Below are 25357 nucleotides of genomic sequence, written 5' to 3' on the forward strand. Positions count from 1 at the left end.
AGCTGCCATGTCATTAGCAACTGATCTACCTCATTCAAAGGGGCAGACTACCGGCGGGGCCGCCAAAACTCACGGCTTAGGGACCGGACAGCCAGCCCCCAGACGCCGCACCCGACAACGCCGCGAGCGCCTCTTCCAGTGGCTCTTCCTGGTTCCCGCAGTGGTGTACATGACGTTGTTCTTCGGCTATCCCGTAGTCAAGAACGTGGTCATGAGTTTTCAGGAATACACCACCTCCACGTTCTTCACCGGAGAAGCCCCCTGGGTAGGGTTCGCCAACTACGTGACTGTACTGTCGTCGTCGTTGTTTTCAACGTCCCTGCTCAACACCGTCTTGTTCACCATCGGCTCGATTGTGGGCCAGTTCGTGATCGGCCTTTCGTTGGCGATCTTCTTCCAGCGCAAGTTCCCGCTCAACGGCATCCTGCGGTCCCTGCTCCTGCTTCCCTGGCTCCTTCCCTTGATCGTCTCCAGTGCTGTGTGGCGGTGGATCCTGGATAAAGACAGCGGCGCTCTCAACCGCTTCCTTGGAGACCTCGGCATCATCGATACCGGTATTCCGTGGCTCACCAGCACCTCACTGGCCCTCATCGCGGTGGTGGGTGTTAACATCTGGATCGGCATCCCGTTCAACATGACCATCCTCTACGGCGGACTGCAGGAAATCCCGGACGAACTGTACGAGGCCGGATCCCTGGACGGTGCCACCGGGTGGAAGGCCTTCCGGCACATCACCTGGCCCATGCTGCGGCCAGTAGTGAGCGTGGTCCTGGTGCTCGGTGTCGTCTACACGCTCAAAGTGCTGGACATCATCCTGGGACTAACCAACGGCGGGCCGGCCAATTCCACCCAGACCATCGCCACGCAGTCGTACAACCTGTCCTTCCACGAATTCAAGTTCGGTGAAGGCGCAGCCCTGGGCAACGTGCTGGTCATCATCTCCCTGGTCTTCGCAGTGCTGTACCTGCGGGCCAGCCGACGCGCAGTGGACGAGTGAGGACAGCATGACAACCACACTGAAAGCCCCCACGCTCCGGCGTAACAACCCACGAGCTACGGGACGCAAGAACTGGGGCTACACGGCACTGGCCATCTTCTTCCTGGCCATCATGCTGTTCCCCGTGTATTGGATGGTCAACGCCTCCTTGCAACCCAACGGCACCACCTTGGAAACCTCGTGGTTCCCGCTGAAGCCCGACTTCACCGGTTACGCCACAGCCATCAACGAGCAAGCGGGCAACCTGGGAACCAGCCTCATCATTTCGCTCGGAAGCGTGGCGCTGAGCCTGGCCATCGCCGCCCCGGCCGCTTACGCTTTGGCCTACTTCAAGGTCCGTGGCGCGGGAGTGGTCCTGTTCGCGATCCTCATCAGCCAGATGATTCCGGGGATCGTGGTGGCCAACGCCTTGTACACCGCGTACAACGATCTGGGCCTGCTCAACTCCATTCCAGGTTTGATCCTGGCTGACTCGGCCCACGGCATCCCGTTCGCGATCCTCATCATCCGGGCGTTCATGAACGGCATGCCGGCCTCGGTGATCGAGGCCGCACGGGTGGACGGCGCCGGACACGTCCGGGCGTTCTGGTCGATCGTGCTGCCGCTCAGCCGAAACTCCCTGATCACCGCCGGGCTTTTCACCTTCCTGTTCGCGTGGAGTGACTTCCTGTTCGCGCTGACGCTGACCACCACCGAAGCCGTCCGACCCGTCACCTTGGGCATCTTCCAGTACATCGGCGCCTATGTGAACGACTGGAGTTCGGTCATGGCGACGGCGGTACTCGCCTCCATCCCGGCCATCGTCCTGCTGGTCGCGGCCCAAAAATACATCGCCGCCGGCACCACCGGCGGTGCGGTCAAGTAGACCGCCCTCCCACACCTTCAAGGAGAAAATCATGACTGAAAGCAAGCCCATCCGCGTCACTGTGTGGTCCGAGAACCGCCACGAAAAGCGCGACGAACTGGTGGCACGCCTCTACCCGGACGGTATGCACGGCGCCGTCAAGGCGGGCATCGAGGAGAACCTGGGTGCCGCCGTCGAGGTCCGGACCGCAACCCTGGATGAACCGGAACACGGCCTCACCGAGGAAGTCCTTGCCAACACCGATGTCCTCACCTGGTGGGGTCACATGTCACATGCCGACGTTGAGGACGAGATCGTGGAGCGCGTCCACCGGCACGTCCTGGCCGGAATGGGCCTGATTGTGCTGCATTCCGGGCACTGGTCCAAGATCTTCACCAAGCTCATGGGCACCTCGTGCACCCTGCGCTGGCGCTCGGAACAGGACCGCGAACTCGTGTGGACCGTGGACCCCACACACCCCATCGCCAAAGGCATCCCGCACCCCATCGAGATCCCGCAGCAGGAAATGTACGGCGAGTTCTTCGACATCCCCATCCCCGAGGAACTGGTGTTCATCAGCTCGTTCAGCGGCGGCGAGGTGTTCCGTTCCGGCTGCACGTTCCGCCGCGGTCACGGCAAAATCTTCTTCTTCAGCCCCGGCGACCAGGACTACCCCGTCTACCACCACAAGGACGTGCGGCGGGTCATCGCCAACGCCGTGGAATGGGCCATCACCGATCGTCCGGAACGCGCTGTACCGGAACTGCTGCGTTACGAGACCGGCGACTTCTTCAACGGCAAGAGCTACCAGGGAGCCAACGCGTGAGCACGCATTTCGCCACCATTCCCGACGACGGCACTCCCCTTCGCGTCGTGGTAGTCGGCGCCGGGGGCATGGGCCGCGCGTGGCTGCGGACGGTGGAATCGTCGCCGTTGGTGGAACTCGCGGGCATCGTTGACCTTGACCTTTCGGCCGCCACCGAAGCGGCGGCGTCCCTGGGCCGTCCCGACCTCCCGGTCGGTGCCGGTACAGCAGCAGTGGCGTCCGACGTCGGAGCCCAGGCCGTCATCAACGTCACCGTTCCTGCCGCGCATCATCCGGTCACCACCGAAGCGCTGGCCGCAGGCTTGCCGGTCCTGGGTGAGAAACCAGTAGCTTCCACTGTGGCCCAGGGGCTTTCCTTGGCGGCCGCCGCCGAGCTCCATGGTCAGCTGTTCATGGTCAGCCAGTCCCGGCGGTACAACAAGCACTTGTTTTCCGCCAAACACCTATCGTCAACTTTGGGTGCCGTTGGCATTGTGTCCGCTGAGTTCTTCAAGGCCCCGCACTTCGGCGGTTTCCGGGACGCCATGGACCACCCACTCCTGCTGGACATGGCCATCCACCAGTTCGATATGGCCCGTTTCTTGCTGGACGCCGACCCCGTCTCAGTGTTCTGCGAGGAGTACAACCCTTCGTGGAGCTGGTACCGCGGAGACGCAGGGTCCACGGCCATCTTCGAGATGACCGGCGGCGAGCGCTTTGTGTTCACGGGCAGCTGGTGCAGCCCTGGACAGGAAACATCATGGAATGCGTCGTGGCGGATCAGTGGCGAGCACGGAACTGTCCTTTGGGACGGCGACAACGAACCAGTATCTTCCGTTCCATCGGATGCCGGGTACTCTGAGGACCCCGGCCAGGAGATTGCCGGCTCCTTGCGGGACTTCGTGTCCGCTGTGCGCACCGGAAGCACGCCCATGGGACGTGTGCACCAGAACATCATGAGCCTGGCCATGGTGGAGGCGGCCATCCTCAGCGCTTCCACCGGTGCACGTGTTTCAGTCGATTCGTTACTGGAAGACTCGTACCAACAAGCAATCCTGGCTGAGCGCGATCCCGCCGTGTTGGAGGTGCTCAAGTCCTGGACCTCGGTGAGGAGTGCCCTGGCCGGCGAAAGCGTTGCGCTGTGACGGGTGCTCCGGCGTGACTTGGTTGCGATCTCGCCGAGGGGTTAGCTCTCGGGCTTATCGAGACTCCTTACACCCGAGATCTCACCCCTCGGCGAACGGGTTAGCGCTTTGCCAGCTGGGCGGGCTTGATTGTGGAGAGTAGGGCTGCGGCGTAGGCCTGATGGCCGGCCGGATTCGGGTGGAAGTTGGCGTCCGGCAGGCGATTGAACGGGGGCACCGGAGCCGGGACCAGCACAATCCACGGTTCAGCTGAGTTGACCGCATGCCCGCGGAATCGCTTGGTCACGTCAACGAACACCGCATTGACCTCACTCGCCTTCACCGCTGCTGCAATGGTCGTGTTGAGAGCAGCGACGGCCCGGTTGACCTCAATCTGGTGCTCCACAGAAACAATGGGCACACCGTTGATGGGATCAAAGAGCAGTGGGTAGCCCATCACCGCGATGGTTGCATTTGGCGCGGCTTCGGCGATGTCCCTATAAAATTCCGCAAGCGTCAACTCCAGGCCCGGCAAGAGGGACATGGCATTATTCACGGCACCTTGGCAGATGATGAGAGTCTGCGTGAGGCAAGCAACCAGAGCATCCCCACTCCCAATGTCATTGGCGCCTGCCGTAATACTGACGAGCTCCGCAGCAGCAAGCTCGTTCCCCAGGCCGCTAATCTGGGCCGAAACCGATGGAATGGGAACCTCGTCGAGAGTAAACAAGAGCGCCCCATGGCACGCCCCGTTCGCCAAAAGGTTCACGCGGCCTGTATCGGCAACCACATCCACGTAGCCGCCCTCGCTTTGCCAACAAATTGCGTCTGCATACAACCCGCCGGCCCCGGTCCCCGCCGTATACGAATCACCGAGCGCAACGTAGTCCACCGGTGGCGGCGGGGCGGCAGTAGCCGGACTTGCCGTAAATCCTAAGGTGAGCGCCAGGACCGCAAGCGCGCCCGCAAAAGCGGTGTGCCGCCGTCGTAATTGATGAGTTGCCATTGTGAATCCCCTTTTTTACCGCTCGATGGGGCTCCGGTTCCGCATGCGCGGAAGTCGCGGCTCGCCCACCAGTCGGCCGCGCACCCGGGGCAATGTGTTGGCTAGATTACGCCCACGGGTGTGTTGGGGAAAGACCTTGACAGTACGCCGAGGGGTTAGTTCTCAAGGCTTACGCGACCGGATAAGGCCGAAAGCTCACCCCTCGGCGAACCAGTTACGCGCTGGACTTCGCCAACCGGAATTCCAGCCCATTCCGGACGGCCGGCCATTCGTGTTCGAGGATGGAAAAGACCACGGTGTCGCGGAGGGCCCCGTCCTTGCTGCGGGAGTGGTTTCGAAGCACGCCGTCCTGTTTGGCACCGAGCCGGGCGATAGCCTCACGGGACTGCTGGTTCATCCAGTGCGTGCGGAACTCCACGGCCGGGCAGCCCAGGGTTTCGAACGCGTGGCGCAGGAGCAACAGCTTCGAATCCGGGTTGGTTCCTGTACCGTGCGCCGATGCGGCATTCCACGTGGATCCGATCTCCAAGCGAGGCGTCTCGGCGTCGATATTCATGTACGTCGTCATGCCGATGAGCTTGCCCGTGGTGTTGGACCTGGTGGCAAAAGGCACCATGGTCCCTTGGGATTGCAGCCCCAAGCGGCGATCAATTTCGGCAGCCATGCCCTCGGGCGTAGGGACCGAGGTGTACCAGAGCTTCCAGAGATCACCGTCGCGGGCAGCGTCCACCAGGCCGTGGTGGTGTTCCTGGCTCAACGGCTCCAGCGTCACGAATTTTCCGGTCAGGGTGATGGGTTCGATTGAAGTCACCCGGATAGCCTAACCGCCGCGCAGCCGTCAGTCGGTCCAGTCGAAGAAGCCCTTGCCCGTCTTGCGTCCCAGCTCGCCGCGCGCCACTTTGTCCCGCAGGATCTGGGGCGGAGCGAAGCGGTCGCCCAGCGTGGAGTGCAGGTACTCGGCGATCCCGAGCCGGACGTCCAAGCCAACAATGTCGGTGGTTTTCAGCGGGCCGGTGGGGTGTTTGTAGCCCAGGACCATGGCAGCATCGATGTCACCCGCCGAGGCCACTCCCTCTTCCACCATGCGCATCGCCTCAAGGGCAATGGCGACGCCGAGCCTTGAGGACGCAAAACCCGGAGCGTCATTGACGACGACGGCGGTCTTGCCAAGTGCCTCAGTCCAGTTTTTCGCTGCTTCAGCCAGTTCGGGAGACGTTTCGTTGGCCAGCACCACTTCGATGAGGGTGGAAGCCGGCACCGGATTGAAGAAGTGCAACCCCACGAAGTTCGCAGGGCGGCGAAGCTGGTTGGCGAGCCCGGTGACTGAGAGCGAGGAGGTGTTCGACGCCAGATAAGCATCCGCGGACAAGTGGTCCTCCACAGCCTTCAGCGCTGTGACTTTGAGATCGTAATCCTCGGGCACGGCCTCCACCACGAGACCGCAGTGGATGAAGGATTCGTAGTCCGTGGAGGTGCTGAAACGGGACATAGCGTCTTCGGGGGTTTCGCTCAAGGTACCGCGGGCCGCGGACTTGGCAACGGCATCAGCAACGCGACCTTGCGCTCCGGCCGCTGCCTCGTGATCGCGTTCCACCACGATCACAGTGGCACCCTTGGTAAGGAAGGCATGCGCGATGCCGGCGCCCATCCTGCCTCCGCCCAGGACTCCAACGACGTGCGGGATGGCGGGAGCTTCGGTCATTTCTGGGTCCTGTCTTGCGTGGGTACGTCGGGTGCGGCGGCGGTGTCAGCGGCGGGTAGGGCGGTTTCTTGCGAAGCTTTCGCGGACTTCTTATCCAGGAAAGCCTGCATGCGATCAAACTTGGCCTGGGACTCGAAGAGGATTCCCTGGGCAAGGGTATCGATCAGTGGGTGGGCTTCTGCCGGGGCGTGGAACACGGATTTGGTAATCCGCACGGCCAGAGGGTCCTGGCGTCCGATCCTGTCCGCCAGCTTGTGTGCCGCATCCATGAGCTCGGGTGCTTCGTGGATCTCCGTGATCAGGCTGATTCGCAAGGCTTCCTCAGCGCGGAGCACGGCACCGGCCAAGAGAATTTCCTTGGCTTTCGGTTCGCCCACCAGTTCCTTCAGCCGCCAACTGGCACCGGCTGCGGCCAGGATCCCCAAACCGGTTTCAGGGTTCCCGATGCGGACGCTCGGAGTTCCAATGCGGAAGTCTGCGGCGTACGCGAGCTCGGCTCCCCCGCCAAGGCAGTAACCGTCCAAGGCGGCGATCACGGGCATGGGCAACTTGGCGATCCGGACAAAGATCGTGGAGTTGATCCCCTGCAGGGCGTCTTCCCGGCGGCGTTCGCGCAACTGTCCGATGTCCGCACCCGAGGCGAATACGCCCTCGGTTCCGGCAATGATCAGTACCTTCGGGTTCCGCTCAAGTTCAGCGCAGACCAGGTGAAGCTCGTCCACCATGGTCTGGTCGATCGCGTTACGGACCTCGGGACGGTTCAGCAGAACAGTGAGGCGGTCCCCGCGGTCCTCGATGAGAAGTGTGGAGAAGTCTTTCGGATCCAGCGCCATTACACGCCTTCCAGCAGCATCGCGGTACCCTGTCCGACGCCGATGCACATCGTCGCCAATCCGAGCTTAGGTCCGGTAGTTGAGGCCAGTTCCCGCTCCATGCGGCCCAGCAGGGTGATCGCAATTCGCGAGCCGCTGGAACCGAGCGGGTGCCCCAAACTGATGGCGCCGCCGTCGTTATTCACGATGTCCGGGTTCAGCCCGAGGCGGCGCATGCTCGCCAACGATTGGGTGGCGAAGGCTTCGTTGAGTTCCACGGCGCCCAGCTGATCCACGGTGAGGCCGGAGCGAGCCAGGACCTTTTGGGTGGCCGGGACCGGGCCGATGCCCATGATCTCCGGTTCGCATCCAGCCGAGGCGCCGTCGACGATGCGGGCGCGAGGGGTCAAACCAAACTTCTTGATGGCGGCCTCGGAGGCAACGATGATGGCCGAGGCGCCGTCGTTGAGCGTGGAGGAGTTGCCGGCCGTCACCACGGATCCGCCGGGAACCACCGGGCGGAGCCCAGCGAGTACGTCCATGGTGGTGCCTTCGCGGGGACCCTCATCCGTGTCCACCACGGTCTCCGATTTTCGGGTCTTCACAGTGACGGGAACGATCTCGTCCTTAAAGCGCCCACCGGCGATTGCGGCCAAGGCGAGCTCGTGGGAGCGGACAGCAAAAGCATCAGCATCCTCGCGGGAGATGTTGTCCACGCGGCCGACTTCCTCGGCCGTTTCAGGCATGGAGTAGGTCATCTTGCCATCACGGGAAAGCTCGCCTTTGGTGAAGCGCGGGTTGGCGAAGCGCCAGCCAATGGACGTATCGAAAATCTGGCCAGGCTTGGCGAACGCCGTGGTCGGCTTCTCCTGCACCCAAGGGGCCCGGCTCATGGACTCAACGCCACCGGCCACCACGATGTCCGCAGCGCCGGACTTGATCATCTGGCTGGCCATGATGATCGCGCTAAGGCCCGAGGCACACAGTCGATTGACGGTGATGCCGGGGATGTGGAGGGGAAGTCCGGCCAGGATGGTGGCCATGCGGGCCACATTCCGGTTCTCCTCGCCCGCGCCGTTGGCATTACCGAGGATCACCTCATCAATGGAGTCAGGATCGACGCCGGCACGCGCCACCGCTTCCCGGACCACCAACGCTGCGAGATCGTCCGGGCGGACGGAGGACAGTGCCCCACCGTAGCGACCTACAGGCGTGCGTGCGCCGCCAACAAGAAAAGCCTCGACCATGAGAACATCCTTCGCGAAGTGAAAGGGACCGGTCCGGAATAATATACCGACCGTTCGTTCTATAAAGATTACACGGCAGGGCGGGCCGGTCAACAGCTGAGCCCTCAGTTACAGATCAGAGGAGACCGGCCCCAGCCCGGATCAAACCACCCTGATTCCCAAGTGTCCAGCGAGCAGCGGTGCCATGAGGCTCAGCTGATAGTCATCGATCACCACTCCTGCCAGCCCCGCCAGACCGTTGATTCCACGGAACTCCGAGGTCCGCAGATCCACGTCCATTAGCTTGGCGCCCGTGACATCCAACGTGCCGATGGTGCAGTTCTTCAGCGCCAACCGCGTTCCCGTGCAACCGCCGAGGTCCAGCTCGTTAATGATGCAGTCGGAGATTTGGATATCCATGAGCTTGGAGCCTCGAAGGTTCACGTAGTCCAGCTTGCCGCCATCGATGCGGACTGACCGCCAGTTCCCCTCATAAAGTTCGGCTGAGCCCCACCTCGGATTGCTGATCTCCACGTCTTGCCAGGAACTCCGGGCAGCTGTGAAGACCGGGGCGTACGGCTCCGCGAGGATGCACTCACGGAACGTAGCTCCCCGCAATTGGGCTTCGTTGAAGGACACACCGTTAAGCTCACACTCGATGAAATCCGCGCCGCTCAGTTCCTCGCCGTCGGCAGAAACGCGGGTGAGCCGGACGCCGTCGTACCGTTCGCCGCGCTGGAAGTCCGGGGCGTCGTCGTCACGCAGTTCATCCAACCGCACCGGCGAGATTTTGGGGGCCGCTACCTTCACAGCCGCCATCAGAGCGATTCCGCTTTGGCGGCGATCTCGGCGAGGTCCTTACTGAGGGCCTTGCGGGTCATGCTCATCCCGATTTTCCCGAACAGGGCCATGCCCACCTTGCTGATAAGCGAAGGATTGATCATCTCGGCGCCGAAGGTCAGCGTCAGGTCCGTGCCGCCGTCGCGGTCGTTCAAGGTGAAGCGGGTGGTGTAGTCGGCGCCTCCCTGAAGCGCCTTGACCGTGGTGCTGCGCGGAGGGTCTGTTTGGGACACCCACATCTCTACTGTTTCCTGCTTGCCCATCATGGTGCGGGTTTCCTTCCAGCGGGTGCCCTCGCCGTACGGGCCCTCACTGAGCATCTGGATGGATTCGATGCCGGAGAGCGTTCCGGCCGAGCCGGGAATGTCCGAGATGACGGCCCAAACCTTCTCCGGGCTTGCGTTGACGTGCTGCGTCAGGGTGGTGGTGTGTTCCATATATTGAGCCTAGACCCGACCCCCGACACTCCCAACCGGGGTGCTCGTTGCGAGGCCCACTCTGCACGACTCACCCCACCCAAAAGGCGCAAAGCAGGCCCCACAACACAGGGGTGCTCGTTGCGAGGCCCACTCTGCACGACTCGCGCCACCCAAAAGGCGCAAAGCAGGCCCCACAACACAGGGGTGCTCGTTGCGAGGCCCACTCTGCACGACTCGCGCCTCCCTTAAGGCGCAAAGCAGGCCCCACAACGCGAACGGCGGGCGCCCCCACTAGGGAAGCGCCCGCCGTCGAGTTATGGACCGGAAGAGGGGTGAACCGGAAGAGTTAGCTGAACAGCTCGCTCTTGGGCTCGTTGTTCTTGACCTTCTGCCATCCGAGCCACAGCACCAGGGCGAAGAACGGAATGGTGGCGAGGGTCCACAGGCCAAGCAGGAAGACCTCGCCGGTTTCCTTGTCCGTCATGGAGTCGAAACCGATCAGCACGGTGATGGCCAGCAAAGCGATGAGGCCCAACCAGCTGGTCCACGGTGAACCGGGCATCGGCAGGCTGGAAACGTTGCCGCGCTTCTTCCGCAGGGCAATCTGGCTCGCGAAGATGGAGCCCCACGTGAAGATCACGCCGATGGATGCGGTGTTCAGCGCGAGGTCGAACGCGTGCGAGCCACCCAGCCAGATGTTGAGCAGGATGCCTACAAGGTAGACGCCACCGATCGCCAGGATGGCCGCGTACGGCACGTGGCGTGTGGACATCTTGGTGAGCCACTGCGGTGCGTGGCCGTTGTTGGCCATGGTGCGGAAGATGCGGCCGATCGAGTACAGGCCCGAGTTGCAGGAGGACAGCGCGGCGGTGATGACGATCATGTTCATGACATCGCCCATCCAGCCAAGGCCCATCTGGCCGAACACGGTAACGAACGGCGAGGTGCCGGCCACGTACTGGTCGGACGGCAGCAGCATCGCGAGCAGCGTCACCGAACCGACGTAGAAGACAACAATACGGACCACGACGGCGCGGATCGCCTTGGGAACTTCGCGTTCCGGGTTTTCCATCTCACCAGCGGTAATGCCGACGAGCTCGATGGCGTTGTAAGCGAAGATCACGGCGTTGAGGACCAGGATCATCACCAGGCCGCCCTTGGGGAACATGCCGCCGTCTTCGTGGAAGAGGTTTGCGACGGACGCGTTGCCCTCGCCCACCTTGGCGTTGGTGACAACCATGAACGTGCCAACGGCCAGGAAGATCACGATGGCCGCGACCTTGAGGCAGGAGGCCCAAAATTCGAATTCGCCGAACGCCTTGACGCTGAACAGGTTCACGGCCACCAGCAGCACCAGCGCTGCGATGGCGGACAGTTCAATGGGCACGTTGGGGAAGAAGAACTGGAAGTACAGGCCGATTGCAATGAGTTCGGCAATGCCGGTCATGGCCCAGTTGATGAAGTACATCCACCCGGAGAGGAAAGCGCCCTTCTTGCCGAACATCTCGCCGGCGTAGCTCACGAAGGAGCCGGAGGTTTGGCGGTACATGATGAGCTCGCCGAGGGCGCGCATCAGCAGGTAAGCGATGACGCCGGCAATGGCGTAGGAGAAGATCAGGGCCGGGCCGGTGGAGGCGAGGCGGCCACCGGCGCCCATGAACAGGCCGACGCCGATTGCGCCACCCATGGCGATCATGGTGACGTGGCGGCGGCTCAGGGTCTTCTGATATCCCTCGGCGCTGAGGTTGGAGTCCGAGGCTGCGGATGAGGCCTTGGGGCTCTGGAGATCTGTGGGAGTACTTTGCGGCACAGCTGTTCCTTGTGGGTTGGGGTGTTGCTGTAGGTGTTACGCCAGTGCCGGAACACGGGCGGCTTTGGCACACATAATTCGAGCTTTTCCTCGTTTGAGGGTTCGAAGTGTGACAAAGAACGCAGAACGCCGAAGCTTCGCGCAACCCGTCTATCTTACGGGATTAACCACAATGCCCGTGACGCAGGCAACAAGGGGGCTGTAGATAACCGCTGTTCAGTCATGCGTCAGCACGATGTTCCCGGCCTCATCTGCGAAGACTTTGTAGGAACGCAAAGATTTCTCCCCCGTGGTGGAACAACCTGTCATCAGCTCGAAGGCGTGCTGATGGAGGGGACAGATGACCACGTTATGGTCGATGGTTCCGTCAGCGATCGGGCCGCCTTTGTGGGGGCAGACGCCCCCGACGGCGCGCAGCGTGCCGTCCCGTAACCGGAACACCGCAACCTGCTCGCCACCAACTCCGTAGGCCCGGCCCTCGCCGAAGGGAATTTGGTCAACGGACCCCAAGACCGTATTCGCTTCGATTGCCGGAACGGACCGGGCGCTCATCGGACCGGCACCTGCGGGAGGACGGTCAACGGCAAGGAAGTCCGGAACTGACCGGGCGTCAGCGGATCATCCCGTTCGCTCCAGGGATCCGCGTAGCTGTCCACGGACGCCTGCATGGCGGCGTCCAATTGGGCGGCGATCCCTTCGGAGTCGTCCAGGATGACGCTGCGAATATGGTCGATGCCTACCCGCGGAACAAACGAGTAACTCCGCTCCAGCCAGTTGGCGTTTTCCCTGTAGTACTGCATGAACCGGCCCGCCAAGAGTGTGACCTCTTCCGGTGTATCCACGGTAACCAGTAGGTCGCCTTTCCGGATGTGGGCGCCGGCCGCTCCCCCTATATAGATCTCCCAGCGTCCGCCTTCCACAGCCACCACCCCGACGTCTTTCACCAAGGACTCGGCGCAATTGCGTGGACACCCGGAGACCGCGAGCTTCAGCTTGGCAGGCGCTTCGATTCCTTGGAAACGGGACTCCAAAGAGATGCCCAGACCGGTGGAGTCACCTGTCCCAAACCGGCAATAGTCCTTGCCAACACAGGTTTTGACGGTGCGAAAGCTCTTTCCGTAGGCGTATCCGGAAGGCATGTCCAGGTCAGCCCAGACCTGTGGCAGGTCCTCTTTCGGGACTCCCAAAAGGTCAATCCGTTGACCGCCGGTCAGCTTGATCATGGGAATGCTGTGTTTCTCCGCGACGTCGGCAATCCTCCGGAGCTGTTGAACAGACGTCACCCCGCCTTTCATCTGTGGGACCACGGAGAATGTGCCGTCGCGCTGGATGTTGGCGTGCACGCGGTCGTTGATGAACCGGGCGTCGCGTTCGTCGATGTACAGATCGGCCAACATCATTTTCATAAGCGAAGCCAGCGCCATCTTGGATTTGGCATCCTCAACACTGCCCGGGGCGAGCGCCGCAAACACCTGGGAAACGGATCGCAGCCCGCGTGCCCGGATCTCGGCCATCAAAGCAGGCTTGTCCAAAGGAATACCGGGAACGTAGTAGCCCGCGGCCAAGTCTTCCTCCACAGCCCCGCCTGCGGCCCACTCCACCACCTGCGTGACCATGAGCTTGCACGAGCCGCAGCCTTTACCGGCCCGGGTAGCATCCATGGCCGCGGACACCGAAGCGCACCCGCCACGCACCGCCGCAACGAGCGTCCCCTTGGAAACCCCGTTGCAGTTGCAGACCTGTGCGCTGTCCGCGAGTTCGGCCACACTTTCTTCTTGACCCGGCGAACCGAGATCGAACATCAGCGAGAGCCGCTCCTCCGGAAGGGGCAACCCCTGATCGAAAGCTTGGGTCAGGTAAGCCACCTTGCGGTGATCGCCCAGCAGGGTGGCGCCCACCATTTTGTTGTCCCGGATGACGATGGACTTGAACACACCCCGGCCGGGTTCCGAGAACACGATGTGCTCGTCCGTGTCCCGTTCAGGACCGGAAAGGCCCATTGAAGCGACATCGACGCCGGCTACCTTCAGTTTGGTGGCGGTCCTGGAACCCAGATACACCGAAGACCGATCCATCCCCGTGACCTGGTCTGCCAGTACGGCGGCCTGCTCCCAGAGGGGCGCCACCAGTCCGTACACCTCACCGCGGTGTTGGACGCACTCCCCTACTGCGTAGATGTCATCTTCATCCATGACGCGCAGTTGGTCGTCCACCACAATGCCGCGCTCCACTGCCAACCCACTCACAACGGCGACATCAACGTTGGGTCTGATGCCAGCGGTGACCACCACCATGTCGCAGTCAATCTCAGTGTCGTCGCGCAGCCGAACCCCACTCAGCTGGTCTGAACCGAGGATCGCCGTGGTCCGGCTTCCTGTGTGCACCTCGATGCCCAGCGCCTCGACGCTTCGCCGCAGTATTGCACCGCCGTCGGGCCCTAACTGGGCGTTCATGAGGTGACCGCCTGAGTGGACAACAGCTACGTCCAGGCCGTTGGCCTGCAGGCCGTGGGCCGCTTCCAGTCCCAGCAAGCCGCCGCCAATCACCACTGCCTTGCGCCGGTGATCATGGTGGGCCTCGTGGTGGGCGAACTGAATCATTTTCCGGGTATCGTCCAATGTCCTGAACGTGAAGACACCGTGCCTGACCGCGCCGCTGGGTGCGTAGACACCGCCCATGGGTGGCAGGTGTGAGCGGCTGCCGGTCGCGATGATCAGGACGTCGTACGGCTCCACGCGACCGTCGGCGGCGAAGACGTGCTTGCTGAACTTGTCGATGCGATCCACCCGGACACCCGCGTGCAAGGTGATGTTATTCTCCCTGTACCAGGGCAGCGCATTGAGGAAGATGTCCGCATCGCTTTCCTCGCCGGACAGCACATGGCTGAGCATGATCCGGTTGTAGTTCCCATACGGTTCATCGCCAAACATGGTGATGTCGAAGACGTCGGCACCGCCCCTTGCCAGGATTTCCTCAACAGCCCGGGCACCGGCCATCCCGTTTCCGATCACCACCAGCCGCCGGCGCATCAGTGCTCCACCATCCCGAGATCCACCACAACGGAACCTCTCACGCCGGCGGGCGCAACGATGAACAGCTCAATCATGGAACCTCCATCGATGTCTTCCACCACCCTCAGCGGAACGTGCACATCGCTTTTGGCCCCGATGGGGAAGTAGCGCATGGGGACGCCGTCGCGCATGAGGACCACGGTGATGAGTTCGGGGCTGGAGTTGCCGCCGCGGAAGTACAGCGTCTGGTTCACGACGCCGTCCGGGACAAAGTGCGCCAGCTCGCTGTGGAGGGGGACCGGCTTTTCCATGCCGATGCCTTCGAAGGGGTAGATGCCCTGGAGGAAGAGGTTCTTGGCGATCACGGAAGTTCCTTTCGGCCGGCTTCCTTCCATGGTGCTCCGGCCGTGTTTCAGGACACTCGATGCCACGTTTCCGCTTGCAGGACAGGGGGTAACGATCACTTTGCAGGCGGCTCACCACGGCCGCTCGCAAACAGCCGCTCGCCAGCTACAGCCGCTCGCCCGCTACAGCAGTTCGCCGCCCTGCATCCCGTACCTGACCCAGTGTCCGCCCGCCCCGACCGGACCATTGCGGTGTTCGCCTGCGACGTCGGCACGCGCGCAGCGGTCAAACCATTCCCCCAGCGCGCGGTCGTGGCTCACGATCACCAGAGTCCCCGCAAATACAGCGAGCGCTGCCTCCAGCTGCTCCACCAGCACTGGCGCCAAGTGATTGGTGGGCTCATCCACGATCATGGTGTCGTACCCGCCTAGAAGGAGGCGGGCCATGGCGAGCCGGCGCTGTTGCCCGGCTGAGAGACCTCCCACGGGAACATGGAACTCAGCGGGCCGGAACAGGCCCAGCCGCAGCAAGCCCTCAGCATGTTCGTCGATGTTTCCGCCCAGCCCCGCAGCGAACGCCGGAAGCAGGCGCAGCCCCGGCCGGGCCGGCACCTCCAGTTCCTGCTGCAGGTAACCCACGTTGCCGTTCACTGTGACGGTCCCGGTGGTTGGCTCGAGTGTTCCGGCAAGGATGGACAGCAGCGTGGACTTACCGGCCCCGTTGGGCCCGGTGATGAGCACTTTTTGTCCGGCTTCCACCCTGAGGTGGGTGGGCTGGAGCCGCCCGGGAGAGCTGACGCCGCGGGCCTCCAGCGCGGGTTCGGAAACGGCCAGAGCCGCCGCCCGAAGCGGTGCTGCCAGTTTCAGTGGCACAGGCGGCCTGTCCACTGGGTTCTCCTCGAGCCTGCGGAGCCGTTCCTGGGCGTTGCGGACTTTGCTTGCTGCCGCGCTCTGCCACGTGCCTGTTTTGAAGCCGAAGGCCATCTTGTCGTTGTCGCGCTTGCGGCCGTAGCCCATGCCGTCCGCAACTGTGGCGGCTTGGAGGCGTTCGGCGGCCATGGCGTCCAGCCACTGCTCGTACTCCTGGACCCACCGGGCGCGTTCTGCCGCTTTCTCCCGGAGGTAGCCTTCGTATCCGTTCCCGTAGCGGTTCACGGACCGTCGGTCAGCGTCCACTTCGATGATGGTGGTGGCCACTTTCCGCAGCAGGACACGGTCGTGGGAGACCACCACCACGGTTCCGCGGTGCGCAGCCAGCCGCGATTCGAGCCAGGCGGTGCCGTTGGCATCCAGGTGGTTGGTGGGCTCATCCAGGAGCAACGCTTCGGCCGGGTCTGCCAGCAAGCAGGCGAGGGCTACCCGCTCCTGCTCGCCGCCGGACAGGGATCCAAGCGTTCGACGGCGGTCCAAGCCTCCCAGCCCCAGCTTGTCCAGCGCTGCTTCAACCCGGGACTCGGCGGCGTAGCCTTCTCGGAGCTGGTATTCCGTTTGAAGGCTTCCGTAGAGCTCCAGTTCCTCGGAGTCAGCATCGGCGAGGCCGGTTTCGAGGTCCAGGATGCGCGCCTCCAAGGAACGCAGCGAAGCCAAGGAAGTGTCGATGGCATCGCCTACGGTCAGCGACTCAGCGAGTCCATGGGTTTGCGCGAGGTAACCCACGCGGTAGCCGGGGTTACCGGACAGACCTGCCGTGCCGTCGTCGGGCGTTTCAACGCCCGCCATGAGCCGGAGCAGGGTGGATTTGCCCGCGCCGTTTTCGCCGACGATTGCCACGTGTTCGCCGTGGTGAATCGTCAGGTCTACGGCGTGGAGAAGTTCGCGGTCCCCGTAGCCGTGGGAAACGCCGGAAAGGTGAAGGTGGTCAGTCAAGAGGGATCCTCGCAAGTCCGCAGTGGATGGCAGAAAGCCGTGTGGGTACTGGGGATGCAGCCGGGAAGAGGGGCTGCGCTCAAGACTTCATCGCTCAAGACTGCCCGGCAAAAGGGACCGCGTCAACCCGAGACACCAGTGCTGGTGCCATTCAACACAAAAAAGCATTGATGTGACACCAGCGTGGCGTCATAATGGTGTCATGCAGCTGAACCAGTACGTATCCTCAGTCCAACACCAGCTGGACACCGCCGCCGAAGCAGGAGGGCCGGAAGCCCGCGCCCTCAGCGAACGCCTCACGGCAGGCCTCGAAGCCACCGTCAGGCTGGTCCTCTTGGAGGCGCTCTCGGAGGCCGCAAGCGAGATCACGCTGGAACTCGCTCCCGGCTCGGTGGAGCTCAGGCTCCGCGGCCGCGACCCCGAGTTCGTGGTGAGCAGCCCGCAGGGTGGGGAGTTCGAGGCAGTCAACGAGCGCTCGGCACGCACCGTAGCGGCCGAGGATCTCGACGGCGCCAGCACCTCACGCACCACGCTCCGGCTTCCCGACTATCTCAAGCAGCAAGTCGAAGAAGCAGCCAGCCAGGACGGCCTCTCCGTGAACTCATGGCTGGTCCGGGCGGTCGGCGAGGCGCTCAACGGCGGCCACTCGAGCAAACGCAGCTCCCTCCGCGAACCCGGCGAGCAGAACTTCACAGGATGGGCACGCTAATGGCAACCTTCCAGACTCCCCAGCCAATCGCCGTCGTGGTTGATGTTTCTGTCCGCGCCGATATCTGGATCGTGGCCGGTGACCGCAAGGACACCGAGGTCACTATCCGCCCCCGCAAGCCCAAGCGAAGCCTGGACGTCAGAATGGCTGAGCAGACCACGGTGGACTACACGGACGGCCGCTTGCAGGTCAGGCTTCACCCCCCATTCCGCCACACCTGGTTCAGCGACGGCGGCGCCGTGGAGGTCACCGTGGAAGTTCCCGTAGGCAGCAGCCTGGAATTGAAGTCGGGAATGGGCGATCTCCGCTGCGAAGGCGAATTCAGCACCGCCGACCTGAAGACCGACTTGGGTCACATCCGCATCGATTACTGCGGCGAGCTCCGTGCCCACACGGACATGGGCGACGTCACTGTGGAGCGCGCCTCGGGCAGGTCCCGGATCAAGACCGGCTCCGGCAAGATCCGCATCCGGGACATTGACGGAGTTGCCACCGTAAAAAACGGCAACGGCAGCACCTACATCTCGCAGGCTTCCGGTGAGCTCAGCGTTAGCGCAGCCAACGGCGACGTCTCCCTTGAACGGGCTGGCCTGTCCACTACCGTCAAAGCATCCAACGGTGACATCACCGTGGGCGAAGTGGCCGCCGGTAGCCTCACTGTCCAGACCGCCGCGGGGACGCTCGCCGTCGGCGTACGTGAAGGCACCGCCGCCTGGCTGGACCTCAGCACCAAGTACGGACGCGTGCGCAATACCCTCGAACCCACCGGCGGACCCGGTGAAAGCACAGACACGGTGGAAATCCGCGCACGCAACGCCTATGGCGACATCACAGTGAAGCGCTCACCCGTCAGCGTACGGTAGCGGTCGCTACACCGTGGCGACGGCCCGCTTCCGGCGGGCCTTCGCCAGCCGCGTACCGATGAGCCCCTGCCGTGGGCTGAACAAATACACGACGGCGAACACCACGCCTTGAGTGAGCACCACCATGGCCCCCGACGCCGTGTCCAGGTAATAACTGAGGTAGATGCCGGCGACGGAGCACACCACCGAGATCACGGGCGCCATCACCAGCATCCGGGAAAAACGGTCGGTCAGCAGGTAGGCCGTGGCACCCGGGATGATCAGCATGGCCACCACCAACACCACACCCACGGTCTGTAGGGCTACCACGGAGGTCAGCGCCAGCAGGCCCAGGAGCAGGGCGCCCAGCCGTTTGGGTGACAAGCCGATGGCGTGGGCGTGCGTGGGGTCAAACGCGTAGAGCGTGAGGTCGCGTCGTTTGAGGATCAGGATCGCAAACGCCACGACGCCCAGGACCACCACCTGGATGAGGTCCGGGATGCTGACGCCCAGCAGGTTCCCGAAGATGATGTGGTTCAAGTCAGTCTGGCTCGGGGTCACGGAGATCAGCACCAGGCCCAGCGCGAACAGCGAGGTGAACACGATGCCGATCGCCGCGTCTTCCTTCACCCGGCTGGTATTCCTTACCACCCCGATCAACGTCACCGCGATCAGCGCGAACACCAACGCACCCAGCGCGAAGGGCGCACCCACAATGTACGCGAGGACGACGCCGGGAAGCACCGCGTGCGAGACGGCGTCGCCCATGAGGGACCAGCCGATCAGGACGAGCCAGCAGCTCAGGACCGCGCAGACCACGGCGGCGATGGCCGTAGTTGCAAGCGCCCGGACCATGAAGTCGTAGCTGAGAGGTTCAAGGAGGAATTCCACGGCCTAGCCCCTGTTCATGACGTCGAGGCCGAAGGCCATGGCCAGGTTCTCCGGTTGGAGCACGGTATCAGGACTTCCATGCATGAGGACCTTGCGCATCAGCAACACTGCTTCATCGCAAAGTTGCGGCAGGGCGTGGAGATCGTGAGTGGAGATGAGGATGGTGGCGCCGTCCTCGGCCAGCTCGCGGAGTAGCCTGGTGATGGTGGCCTCGGACCGCTTATCCACGCCCGCGAACGGCTCATCCAGCAGCATCATGGTGGCACCTTGCGCGATGCCCCGGGCCACGAAGGCCCGTTTTTTCTGCCCGCCGGACAACTGCCCGATCTGGCGGTCGGCGTACTCGCTCAGTTCCACGCGTTCCAAAGCATGCTCGACGGCGTCCTTGTCCGCTTTGCGGGGCCGGCGCGTGAATCCCAGGTGCCCGTAGCGGCCCATCATCACCACATCCCGGACGGACAGCGGGAAGGCCCAGTCAACGTCCTCGCTTTGGGGAACGTAGCCGATGCCGGCTTCCTTGCGCATCTTCACCGGCGGCTGCCCGTTGATGAGCACCCGGCCGGAATCCGGTTTGACCATGCCCATGATGACCTTGAACAGGGTGGACTTGCCGGAGCCGTTCATACCGACCAAGCCGCAAATCCGCGAATGGTCCAGGGTCAGGGACGCAGAGTCCAAGGCGAGGACCTCACCGTAGTGGACGGTGACGTTCTCAACAGCGATCGCGGGAGTGCTCACGGCGTTCCTCCGGTGAGTGCAGTGGTGATGACTTTGGCGTCATGGCGCATGAGGTCCAGATAGGTGGGTACGGGCCCGTCCGCTTCAGAGAGGGAATCAACGTAGAGCACCCCACCGAACTTGGCATCAGTGGCTCCGACAACCTGCTGCATGGGTGCGTCGGACACCGTGGACTCACAGAACACCGCCGGAACCTGGTTGTCCTTGACGAACTCGATGGCCCGCGTAATCTGCTGCGGTGTAGCCTGCTGCTCCGCGTTCACAGCCCAGATGTACACCTCTTTGAGGCCGGCATCGCGGGCCAGGTAGGAGAATGCTCCTTCGCAGGTGACCAGCGCCCTCTGCTTCTCCGAAAGGACGGAGAGCTTGGACACCATCTCGTCCTGCACGGTTTGGAGCTGGGCGTTGTAAGCCTTGGCGTTGGCCTCGAACTCGGCAGCGTGGGAAGGATCCAGCTTGGCGAAGGCCTTGGCCATGTTGTCAGCGTAGATCTGCACATTCTTGGGCGACATCCACGCATGCGGGTTCGGCTTGCCCTGGTAGGAATCCTCGGCGATGGGCATGACCTCCACGCCGTCACTTACCACTGCATGCGGCACATCCAGGTCCTCCACGAACTGGGCAAACCAGGCCTCGAGATTAAGTCCGTTATCCAGGATCAGGTCAGCTTGGGCAGCTTTGCGGATGTCCCCCGGCGTTGGCTCGTAGCCGTGGATCTCGGCTCCGGCTTTGGTGATGGACTCCACGCGGAGCTTGTCCCCCGCAACGTTCTTGGCCACATCAGCCAAAACAGTAAACGTGGTCAGGACAACGGGCTTGTCATCACCCCCCGCGGATGAGTTCCCTCCGCAGGCGGAGACCCCCAGGGCAAGTGAGATCGCGGTCAGGACAGCAGCGAAACGGCGGACGTCTTTGGCGCGCCGAAACGAAAAGTTAGGCATACCGAAAAGTGTAGCCACGCAAGTGCCAGTCGGCAAAGCTAGGCTGGTCACATGGGCACTCCATCCACCAAGGCACCTTTGTACAGATTCACCGCCTTGGACGCCATTGCCGTGGCCGCATATGTTGGCTTCACCGCCTACTTCCTGCTGGCTGGCGAGACGCTCAACCGGCTGATGCTGCAGCTGTTTGCGGACCCGGCCACGGCGTCCTATGCCGTCAACGCGATCTTTTATGCCGGCGTCGGAATATTCGCCGTGGCGTCTGCCTGGCGCGTAGCCGGGCGGGACCTCAAAATCCTGGGAACCCGTCCATGGTTCACTCTGGCCATGGTTCCGCTGGCCATCGTGGTGATGCTGATTCTCACGGCCGTTCTGGTGGCGGCATTCGGGACGGCGCAAAGCTCCGAGAATCAACTGGGCATCCAAGGGCTGCTGCAACAGGTGCCGGCCTGGCTGATGGTGCCGCTGCTGGTGATCCTGGGACCGTTTGTGGAGGAGTACCTCTTCCGGCATCTGCTGATCGGCAAGTTGTCGCAGTACCTGAACATCTGGCTCTGCTGCGTGATTTCCGTGGTGGTGTTCGCGTCAATCCATGTGGTGGGCCGGGAAGGACTGGCTATGTCTGCGCTGGCTCCGTACCTGGGCATGGCCGTGGTGCTCGTGGCGGTTTATGTGTGGACGGGCAAGAACCTGATGTTCTCCTATTTTGTCCACGCCGCCAAGAACCTCATGGCCGTGGTCCTCATCTACGCGATCCCCCCGGAACTCCTCCCGAACTAGGGGAACCCGGACTGAAGGTGACCGCAACACCCTACCCAGCCACCCGCCGTCGGGAATAGCTTGAAGAGCATGACACTCAACATCCAGGTAGTAGTGGACTGCAAGAAGCCGCACGAACTCGCCGACTGGTGGGCTGAGACCCTTGAGTGGAACGTGGAACCCCAGGACGAGGGGTTCATCCGGTCCATGATCGAGCAAGGCTACGCAACCGAAGACCAGACCATCACACACAACGGCAAGCTGGTGTGGGCAGAGGGCTGCGCGATCGTCCCCGCCGAAGACACAGACCCCAGCACCGGCCGGCGGATCCTCTTCCAAACGGATCCCAACCCAAAATCCGTCAAGAACCGGGTGCACTGGGACGTCCGCTTGGAGGGACGGGACAAGGATGACGTGCGGAAACAGCTCGAAGCCCGCGGCGCCAAGCACCTGTGGACCGCCAACCAAGGCCCCCACGAATGGCACACCATGGCCGACCCCGAGGGCAACGAGTTCTGCATCAGCTAAGGCCATTACTAGACTCGGACTGTGAACAACCAACTCCCTGCCAAGGTTTCCGACGTCTTTGACCCTTCACGCTGGCGCACAGTTTCCGGCTTCGACGACTTCAAGGACATGACTTACCACCGGCAGGTTGAGCGTTCAACGGACGGCTCAGTCAAGGACCTTCCCACGGTCCGGATCGCCTTCAACCGCCCAGAGGTCCGCAACGCGTTCCGCCCGGGCACCGTGGACGAGCTCTACCGCGCCATGGACCACGCCCGCATGACACCCGACGTCGCCACGGTCCTGCTCACGGGCAACGGCCCGTCCGAGAAGGACGGCGGCCACTCGTTCTGTTCGGGCGGGGACCAACGGATCCGTGGCCGTGACGGATACCGCTACCAAGTAGAAGGTGCTGCTGGGGACTCGGCTGAATTTATCGACCCCGCCCGCGCAGGCCGCCTCCACATCCTGGAAGTCCAGCGGCTCATGCGAACCATGCCCAAAGTGGTCATCGCCGTCGTCAATGGATGGGCAGCCGGCGGCGGTCACTCCCTGCACGTTGTCAGCGACCTCACCATCGCCTCGCGCGAGCACGGCAAGTTCAAGCAAACGGACGCCACGGTGGGAAGTTTCGACGCCGGATACGGCTCTGCGCTGCTGGCCCGCCAGATCGGGCAGAAAGCCGCGCGGGAGATCTTCTTCCTCGCCCGTGAATACTCTGCCGATGACATGGTCCGCATGGGCGCTGTGAACGAGGCAGTTGACCATTCGCGGCTCGAGGAAGTGGCCCTGGAGTACGCCGCGGACATCGCCCGCCAGTCACCGCAGGCCATCCGCATGCTCAAGTTCGCCTTCAACCTGGCTGACGACGGCCTTGCCGGGCAGCAGGTCTTCGCCGGCGAAGCCACCCGCCTCGCGTACATGACGGACGAGGCCGTGGAGGGCAAAGAAGCGTTCCTCCAGAAGCGCGACCCCGACTGGTCCAACTTCCCCTACTACTTCTAGGACCACCGTGAACATCGATCCTGTACTGAAAGCCCTGATGGCCGCCCTCCATGGCGAGGGCCCCGCCGTCGAAATCGTGGTGGACGAAAACGGCGAGCCGCAGGCGGTTCCGGTGGAGACCGGCGTCGACGACGCAGCAGTGGTGGTCCGCACGTCCGGTTCCACGGGGACGCCGAAGGCAACCATCCTCACCGTTGATGCCCTCGCGGCCTCCTCAGTGTCCACTGCCGTGGCCCTGCGCGGCGAAGGCCAATGGCTGCTGGCACTCCCCCTGCAGTATGTGGCCGGGGTTCAGGTGCTGGTCCGTTCGCTGTATGCGGGCACGCGTCCGTGGGTCATGGACCAGTCGAACGGCTTCACGCCCGAGGCCTTCACTGCAGCAGCAGAGGAACTCACGGACAAGATCCGTTTTACGTCCCTGGTGCCCACGCAGCTCCAGCGGTTGCTGGACTCCCCCACGCCGGAAACCCTTGCCGTGCTGCGTCGCTTCGACGCGATCCTGCTGGGCGGCGCCCCAGCATCGGCTGAACTCCTTGCCACCGCCCACGCCGAAGGGCTCAAGGTTGTGACGACGTACGGCTCAGCCGAGACCTGCGGCGGGTGCGTGTACGACGGCGAGCCGCTGGACGGCGTCGAGGTCCGGATCGGTGAGGGCGAACTGGAAGGCCGAATCCTGCTGGGTGGCGACACCGTGGCGGCCGGCTACCTGGACGCCGCCCGCGCCTCAAAGGCAGCATTCGTCGAGGAAGGCGACGTCCGCTGGTACATCACCGGCGACCTCGGCGAGCTATCCAACGACGGCAAACTCACCGTGCTGGGCCGCGCCGATGACGTGATCATCACCGGCGGCGTCAAGGCCTCGGCCGCATACATCCAGGGCAAGCTGGAAGAGCTCGACGGCGTCACTGCGGCTTTCGTGACCGGCGTCCCGTCGCGCGAGTGGGGCCAGGCCGTGGCAGCCTATGTTGCGGTGACCGATCCTTCGCCCGAGGGCCTGAAGGGATTCACTGCCCGCCGTGAGAAAGCATTGGGGGTCCTGGCGCCCAAGACGGTGCTCGCAAACAAGGAAATGCCGATGCTTCCGAACGGAAAGCCGGACCGCATGGCCATGATTGACCTGCTTTCCAATCTGCATCAGGGACAATAGACAAGTTCTTCCCCCGAGCCTGACTAACGATCAACCGCGAAATACACGAGGTACTACACGTGGCGACAGCTGCACAATGGATTCAAGGAGCCCGGCTCCGCACACTGCCCGCGGCCATCGCGCCGGTCCTCATCGGTTCGGCAGCGGCGTACGAGCTTCAGGCTTTCCGGCTGCCGAACGCGATCCTCGCGGCACTCGTGGCTCTCCTGCTTCAAATCGGCGTGAACTACGCCAACGACTACTCCGATGGCATCCGCGGCACCGATGAGGACCGAGTGGGTCCCCTTCGCCTGGTTGGTTCCGGCGCCGCGAAACCGGAGCAAGTTAAGTGGGCTGCGTTTGCCCTGTTCGGGGCGGCGATGATTTGCGGCCTGATCCTGGTGATCATTACCCAGACCTGGTGGCTGATCCTGGTGGGCATCGGCTGTGTCCTGGCGGCGTGGGGATACACCGGCGGCAAGAATCCTTACGGATACCTGGGCTTGGGCGACGTCTTTGTCTTCGTGTTCTTCGGTCTCGTGGCCACCCTCGGCACCACCTACACCCAGGCCGGCCAGGTCAGCCTCGCAGCGGTCATCGGCGCGATCGGTACGGGGCTCATCGCCTGCGCACTGCTGATGGCCAACAACGTCAGGGACATCCCCACGGACACGGCCGCCGGGAAGCGGACCCTGGCCGTCCGGCTGGGTGACCGCCACGCCCGCGAAAGCTACGTGTTGATGCTGGCCGTAGCCATCCTGCTGGTCATCGTCCTGGCACCCACTAAGCCGTGGATGCTGATCGTCCTGCTGCTGATCCCTGCGTGCCTGATGCCGGCGTGGCTCATGGTGAACGGCAAGAAGCGCAAGAGCCTCATCCCGGTCCTCAAGCAGACGGGCCTGATCAACCTCGGCTACAGCCTGCTGTTCTCGCTGGGACTGATCCTGAGCCGCGGCTTCTGAGTCTTTCCGTTCGAGTCTCTAACAGACAACGCCCCTAAGAAGCTCTCTTAGGGGCGTTATCTGTACAAAAA

The 25357-nt window shown here is 63.1% G+C and carries 26 protein-coding genes; 11 read left to right on the forward strand and 15 right to left on the reverse strand.

The window, feature by feature from the left end:
- Window positions 1-7 precede the first annotated feature (7 nt).
- From AC1RJY_RS16415 to AC1RJY_RS16430, 4 genes are read left to right on the forward strand one after another with little or no spacing between them, the layout of a single operon-like run.
- Window positions 8-997 carry a carbohydrate ABC transporter permease gene (locus AC1RJY_RS16415; RefSeq protein ID WP_011775876.1) on the forward strand — a complete coding sequence of 330 codons (990 nt, stop codon included), beginning with the start codon at window positions 8-10 and terminating at the stop codon, window positions 995-997.
- 7 nt (window positions 998-1004) lie between these two features.
- Window positions 1005-1862 carry a carbohydrate ABC transporter permease gene (locus tag AC1RJY_RS16420; protein ID WP_014922608.1) on the forward strand — a complete coding sequence of 286 codons (858 nt, stop codon included), beginning with the start codon at window positions 1005-1007 and terminating at the stop codon, window positions 1860-1862.
- A 31-nt stretch (window positions 1863-1893) separates the two neighbouring features.
- Window positions 1894-2667, forward strand: coding sequence for a ThuA domain-containing protein (locus AC1RJY_RS16425; protein WP_498602739.1), 774 nt, complete (start codon window positions 1894-1896; stop codon window positions 2665-2667).
- Complete coding sequence (locus tag AC1RJY_RS16430; RefSeq protein ID WP_043806287.1) at window positions 2664-3791, forward strand: Gfo/Idh/MocA family protein; 1128 nt, start codon at window positions 2664-2666, stop codon at window positions 3789-3791. The genes AC1RJY_RS16425 and AC1RJY_RS16430 overlap by 4 nt, the downstream gene beginning before the upstream one ends.
- Window positions 3792-3891: 100 nt before the next feature.
- Here AC1RJY_RS16430 and AC1RJY_RS16435 read toward each other — a convergent pair whose 3' ends face one another.
- The 12 genes from AC1RJY_RS16435 to AC1RJY_RS16490 form a co-directional block, all read right to left on the reverse strand.
- Window positions 3892-4776, reverse strand: coding sequence for an SGNH/GDSL hydrolase family protein (locus AC1RJY_RS16435; protein ID WP_210063388.1), 885 nt, complete (start codon window positions 4774-4776; stop codon window positions 3892-3894).
- Window positions 4777-4990: 214 nt separating this feature from the next.
- Entirely contained in the window at window positions 4991-5587 is a 597-nt protein-coding gene (locus AC1RJY_RS16440) for a GNAT family N-acetyltransferase (RefSeq protein WP_498602740.1), read from the reverse strand.
- Window positions 5588-5614: 27 nt separating this feature from the next.
- On the reverse strand, window positions 5615-6478 hold the full coding sequence (locus AC1RJY_RS16445; RefSeq protein WP_498602741.1) for a 3-hydroxyacyl-CoA dehydrogenase family protein: 864 nt from the start codon (window positions 6476-6478) through the stop codon (window positions 5615-5617).
- Entirely contained in the window at window positions 6475-7311 is an 837-nt protein-coding gene (locus tag AC1RJY_RS16450; protein WP_498602742.1) for an enoyl-CoA hydratase/isomerase family protein, read from the reverse strand. Before AC1RJY_RS16450 ends, AC1RJY_RS16445 begins: the two co-directional genes overlap by 4 nt.
- Window positions 7311-8537: a thiolase family protein gene (locus tag AC1RJY_RS16455; RefSeq protein ID WP_498602743.1), complete on the reverse strand. Its 1227-nt coding sequence runs from the start codon at window positions 8535-8537 to the stop codon at window positions 7311-7313. The genes AC1RJY_RS16450 and AC1RJY_RS16455 overlap by 1 nt, the downstream gene beginning before the upstream one ends.
- 141 nt (window positions 8538-8678) lie before the next feature.
- Window positions 8679-9335, reverse strand: coding sequence for a pentapeptide repeat-containing protein (locus AC1RJY_RS16460; protein ID WP_498602744.1), 657 nt, complete (start codon window positions 9333-9335; stop codon window positions 8679-8681).
- Entirely contained in the window at window positions 9335-9793 is a 459-nt protein-coding gene (locus tag AC1RJY_RS16465) for an SRPBCC family protein (RefSeq protein ID WP_011775886.1), read from the reverse strand. The genes AC1RJY_RS16460 and AC1RJY_RS16465 overlap by 1 nt, the downstream gene beginning before the upstream one ends.
- A gap of 328 nt (window positions 9794-10121) precedes the next feature.
- Window positions 10122-11585 (reverse strand): amino acid permease, encoded by a 1464-nt coding sequence (locus AC1RJY_RS16470; protein ID WP_014922617.1) that lies wholly within the window; start codon window positions 11583-11585, stop codon window positions 10122-10124.
- 216 nt (window positions 11586-11801) lie between these two features.
- Entirely contained in the window at window positions 11802-12137 is a 336-nt protein-coding gene (locus AC1RJY_RS16475) for a Rieske (2Fe-2S) protein (protein ID WP_498602745.1), read from the reverse strand.
- On the reverse strand, window positions 12134-14614 hold the full coding sequence (nirB, locus tag AC1RJY_RS16480; RefSeq protein ID WP_498602746.1) for a nitrite reductase large subunit NirB: 2481 nt from the start codon (window positions 14612-14614) through the stop codon (window positions 12134-12136). Before nirB ends, AC1RJY_RS16475 begins: the two co-directional genes overlap by 4 nt.
- The gene (locus AC1RJY_RS16485; RefSeq protein WP_043471456.1) at window positions 14614-14961 is read right to left on the reverse strand and encodes a hypothetical protein; all 348 of its coding nucleotides are present in this window, start codon (window positions 14959-14961) and stop codon (window positions 14614-14616) included. Before AC1RJY_RS16485 ends, nirB begins: the two co-directional genes overlap by 1 nt.
- A 162-nt stretch (window positions 14962-15123) precedes the next feature.
- On the reverse strand, window positions 15124-16806 hold the full coding sequence (locus AC1RJY_RS16490; protein ID WP_210063382.1) for an ABC-F family ATP-binding cassette domain-containing protein: 1683 nt from the start codon (window positions 16804-16806) through the stop codon (window positions 15124-15126).
- A gap of 202 nt (window positions 16807-17008) precedes the next feature.
- Here AC1RJY_RS16490 and AC1RJY_RS16495 point away from each other — a divergent pair, with 202 nt between their 5' ends.
- Window positions 17009-17515, forward strand: coding sequence for a histidine kinase (locus tag AC1RJY_RS16495; protein ID WP_498602747.1), 507 nt, complete (start codon window positions 17009-17011; stop codon window positions 17513-17515).
- Window positions 17515-18378, forward strand: coding sequence for a DUF4097 family beta strand repeat-containing protein (locus AC1RJY_RS16500; protein ID WP_043806293.1), 864 nt, complete (start codon window positions 17515-17517; stop codon window positions 18376-18378). Before AC1RJY_RS16495 ends, AC1RJY_RS16500 begins: the two co-directional genes overlap by 1 nt.
- Before the next feature lie 6 nt (window positions 18379-18384).
- Here the strand turns inward: AC1RJY_RS16500 and AC1RJY_RS16505 are convergent, their stop codons facing one another.
- The 3 genes from AC1RJY_RS16505 to AC1RJY_RS16515 are packed head-to-tail and all read right to left on the reverse strand — an operon-like array spanning window position 18385 to window position 20927.
- On the reverse strand, window positions 18385-19248 hold the full coding sequence (locus tag AC1RJY_RS16505) for a metal ABC transporter permease (RefSeq protein ID WP_498602748.1): 864 nt from the start codon (window positions 19246-19248) through the stop codon (window positions 18385-18387).
- A gap of 3 nt (window positions 19249-19251) precedes the next feature.
- Window positions 19252-19986, reverse strand: coding sequence for a metal ABC transporter ATP-binding protein (locus AC1RJY_RS16510; RefSeq protein ID WP_011775895.1), 735 nt, complete (start codon window positions 19984-19986; stop codon window positions 19252-19254).
- A complete protein-coding gene (locus AC1RJY_RS16515; RefSeq protein ID WP_498602749.1) occupies window positions 19983-20927 on the reverse strand; it encodes a metal ABC transporter substrate-binding protein in 945 nt (314 codons plus the stop codon). The genes AC1RJY_RS16510 and AC1RJY_RS16515 overlap by 4 nt, the downstream gene beginning before the upstream one ends.
- Window positions 20928-20978: 51 nt before the next feature.
- On the opposite strand from AC1RJY_RS16515, the gene AC1RJY_RS16520 reads away from it, so the two are divergent.
- The 5 genes from AC1RJY_RS16520 (at window position 20979) to AC1RJY_RS16540 (ending at window position 25286) form a co-directional block, all read left to right on the forward strand.
- Window positions 20979-21707 (forward strand): CPBP family intramembrane glutamic endopeptidase, encoded by a 729-nt coding sequence (locus AC1RJY_RS16520; RefSeq protein ID WP_498602750.1) that lies wholly within the window; start codon window positions 20979-20981, stop codon window positions 21705-21707.
- A gap of 69 nt (window positions 21708-21776) precedes the next feature.
- Window positions 21777-22214 (forward strand): VOC family protein, encoded by a 438-nt coding sequence (locus AC1RJY_RS16525; RefSeq protein WP_498602751.1) that lies wholly within the window; start codon window positions 21777-21779, stop codon window positions 22212-22214.
- Window positions 22215-22235: 21 nt separating this feature from the next.
- A complete protein-coding gene (locus tag AC1RJY_RS16530) occupies window positions 22236-23198 on the forward strand; it encodes a 1,4-dihydroxy-2-naphthoyl-CoA synthase (RefSeq protein ID WP_014922627.1) in 963 nt (320 codons plus the stop codon).
- 7 nt (window positions 23199-23205) lie between these two features.
- On the forward strand, window positions 23206-24345 hold the full coding sequence (locus tag AC1RJY_RS16535; protein ID WP_498602752.1) for an AMP-binding protein: 1140 nt from the start codon (window positions 23206-23208) through the stop codon (window positions 24343-24345).
- Between the two features lie 59 nt (window positions 24346-24404).
- On the forward strand, window positions 24405-25286 hold the full coding sequence (locus tag AC1RJY_RS16540) for a 1,4-dihydroxy-2-naphthoate polyprenyltransferase (protein ID WP_011775901.1): 882 nt from the start codon (window positions 24405-24407) through the stop codon (window positions 25284-25286).
- Window positions 25287-25357 lie beyond the last annotated feature (71 nt).

This window comes from Arthrobacter sp. GW822-FHT05G07, assembly GCF_058799755.1.

Coding starts and splice junctions, on each gene's coding strand:
- AC1RJY_RS16445 (WP_498602741.1), bottom strand. CDS start 6,478: ATGACCGAAGCTCCCGCCATCCCGCACGTCGTTGGAGTCCTGGGCGGA.
- AC1RJY_RS16515 (WP_498602749.1), bottom strand. CDS start 20,927: ATGCCTAACTTTTCGTTTCGGCGCGCCAAAGACGTCCGCCGTTTCGCT.
- AC1RJY_RS16525 (WP_498602751.1), top strand. CDS start 21,777: ATGACACTCAACATCCAGGTAGTAGTGGACTGCAAGAAGCCGCACGAA.
- AC1RJY_RS16520 (WP_498602750.1), top strand. CDS start 20,979: ATGGGCACTCCATCCACCAAGGCACCTTTGTACAGATTCACCGCCTTG.
- AC1RJY_RS16500 (WP_043806293.1), top strand. CDS start 17,515: ATGGCAACCTTCCAGACTCCCCAGCCAATCGCCGTCGTGGTTGATGTT.
- AC1RJY_RS16460 (WP_498602744.1), bottom strand. CDS start 9,335: ATGGCGGCTGTGAAGGTAGCGGCCCCCAAAATCTCGCCGGTGCGGTTG.
- AC1RJY_RS16450 (WP_498602742.1), bottom strand. CDS start 7,311: ATGGCGCTGGATCCGAAAGACTTCTCCACACTTCTCATCGAGGACCGC.
- nirB (WP_498602746.1), bottom strand. CDS start 14,614: ATGCGCCGGCGGCTGGTGGTGATCGGAAACGGGATGGCCGGTGCCCGG.
- AC1RJY_RS16415 (WP_011775876.1), top strand. CDS start 8: ATGTCATTAGCAACTGATCTACCTCATTCAAAGGGGCAGACTACCGGC.
- AC1RJY_RS16465 (WP_011775886.1), bottom strand. CDS start 9,793: ATGGAACACACCACCACCCTGACGCAGCACGTCAACGCAAGCCCGGAG.
- AC1RJY_RS16455 (WP_498602743.1), bottom strand. CDS start 8,537: ATGGTCGAGGCTTTTCTTGTTGGCGGCGCACGCACGCCTGTAGGTCGC.
- AC1RJY_RS16475 (WP_498602745.1), bottom strand. CDS start 12,137: ATGAGCGCCCGGTCCGTTCCGGCAATCGAAGCGAATACGGTCTTGGGG.
- AC1RJY_RS16420 (WP_014922608.1), top strand. CDS start 1,005: ATGACAACCACACTGAAAGCCCCCACGCTCCGGCGTAACAACCCACGA.
- AC1RJY_RS16425 (WP_498602739.1), top strand. CDS start 1,894: ATGACTGAAAGCAAGCCCATCCGCGTCACTGTGTGGTCCGAGAACCGC.
- AC1RJY_RS16495 (WP_498602747.1), top strand. CDS start 17,009: ATGCAGCTGAACCAGTACGTATCCTCAGTCCAACACCAGCTGGACACC.
- AC1RJY_RS16435 (WP_210063388.1), bottom strand. CDS start 4,776: ATGGCAACTCATCAATTACGACGGCGGCACACCGCTTTTGCGGGCGCG.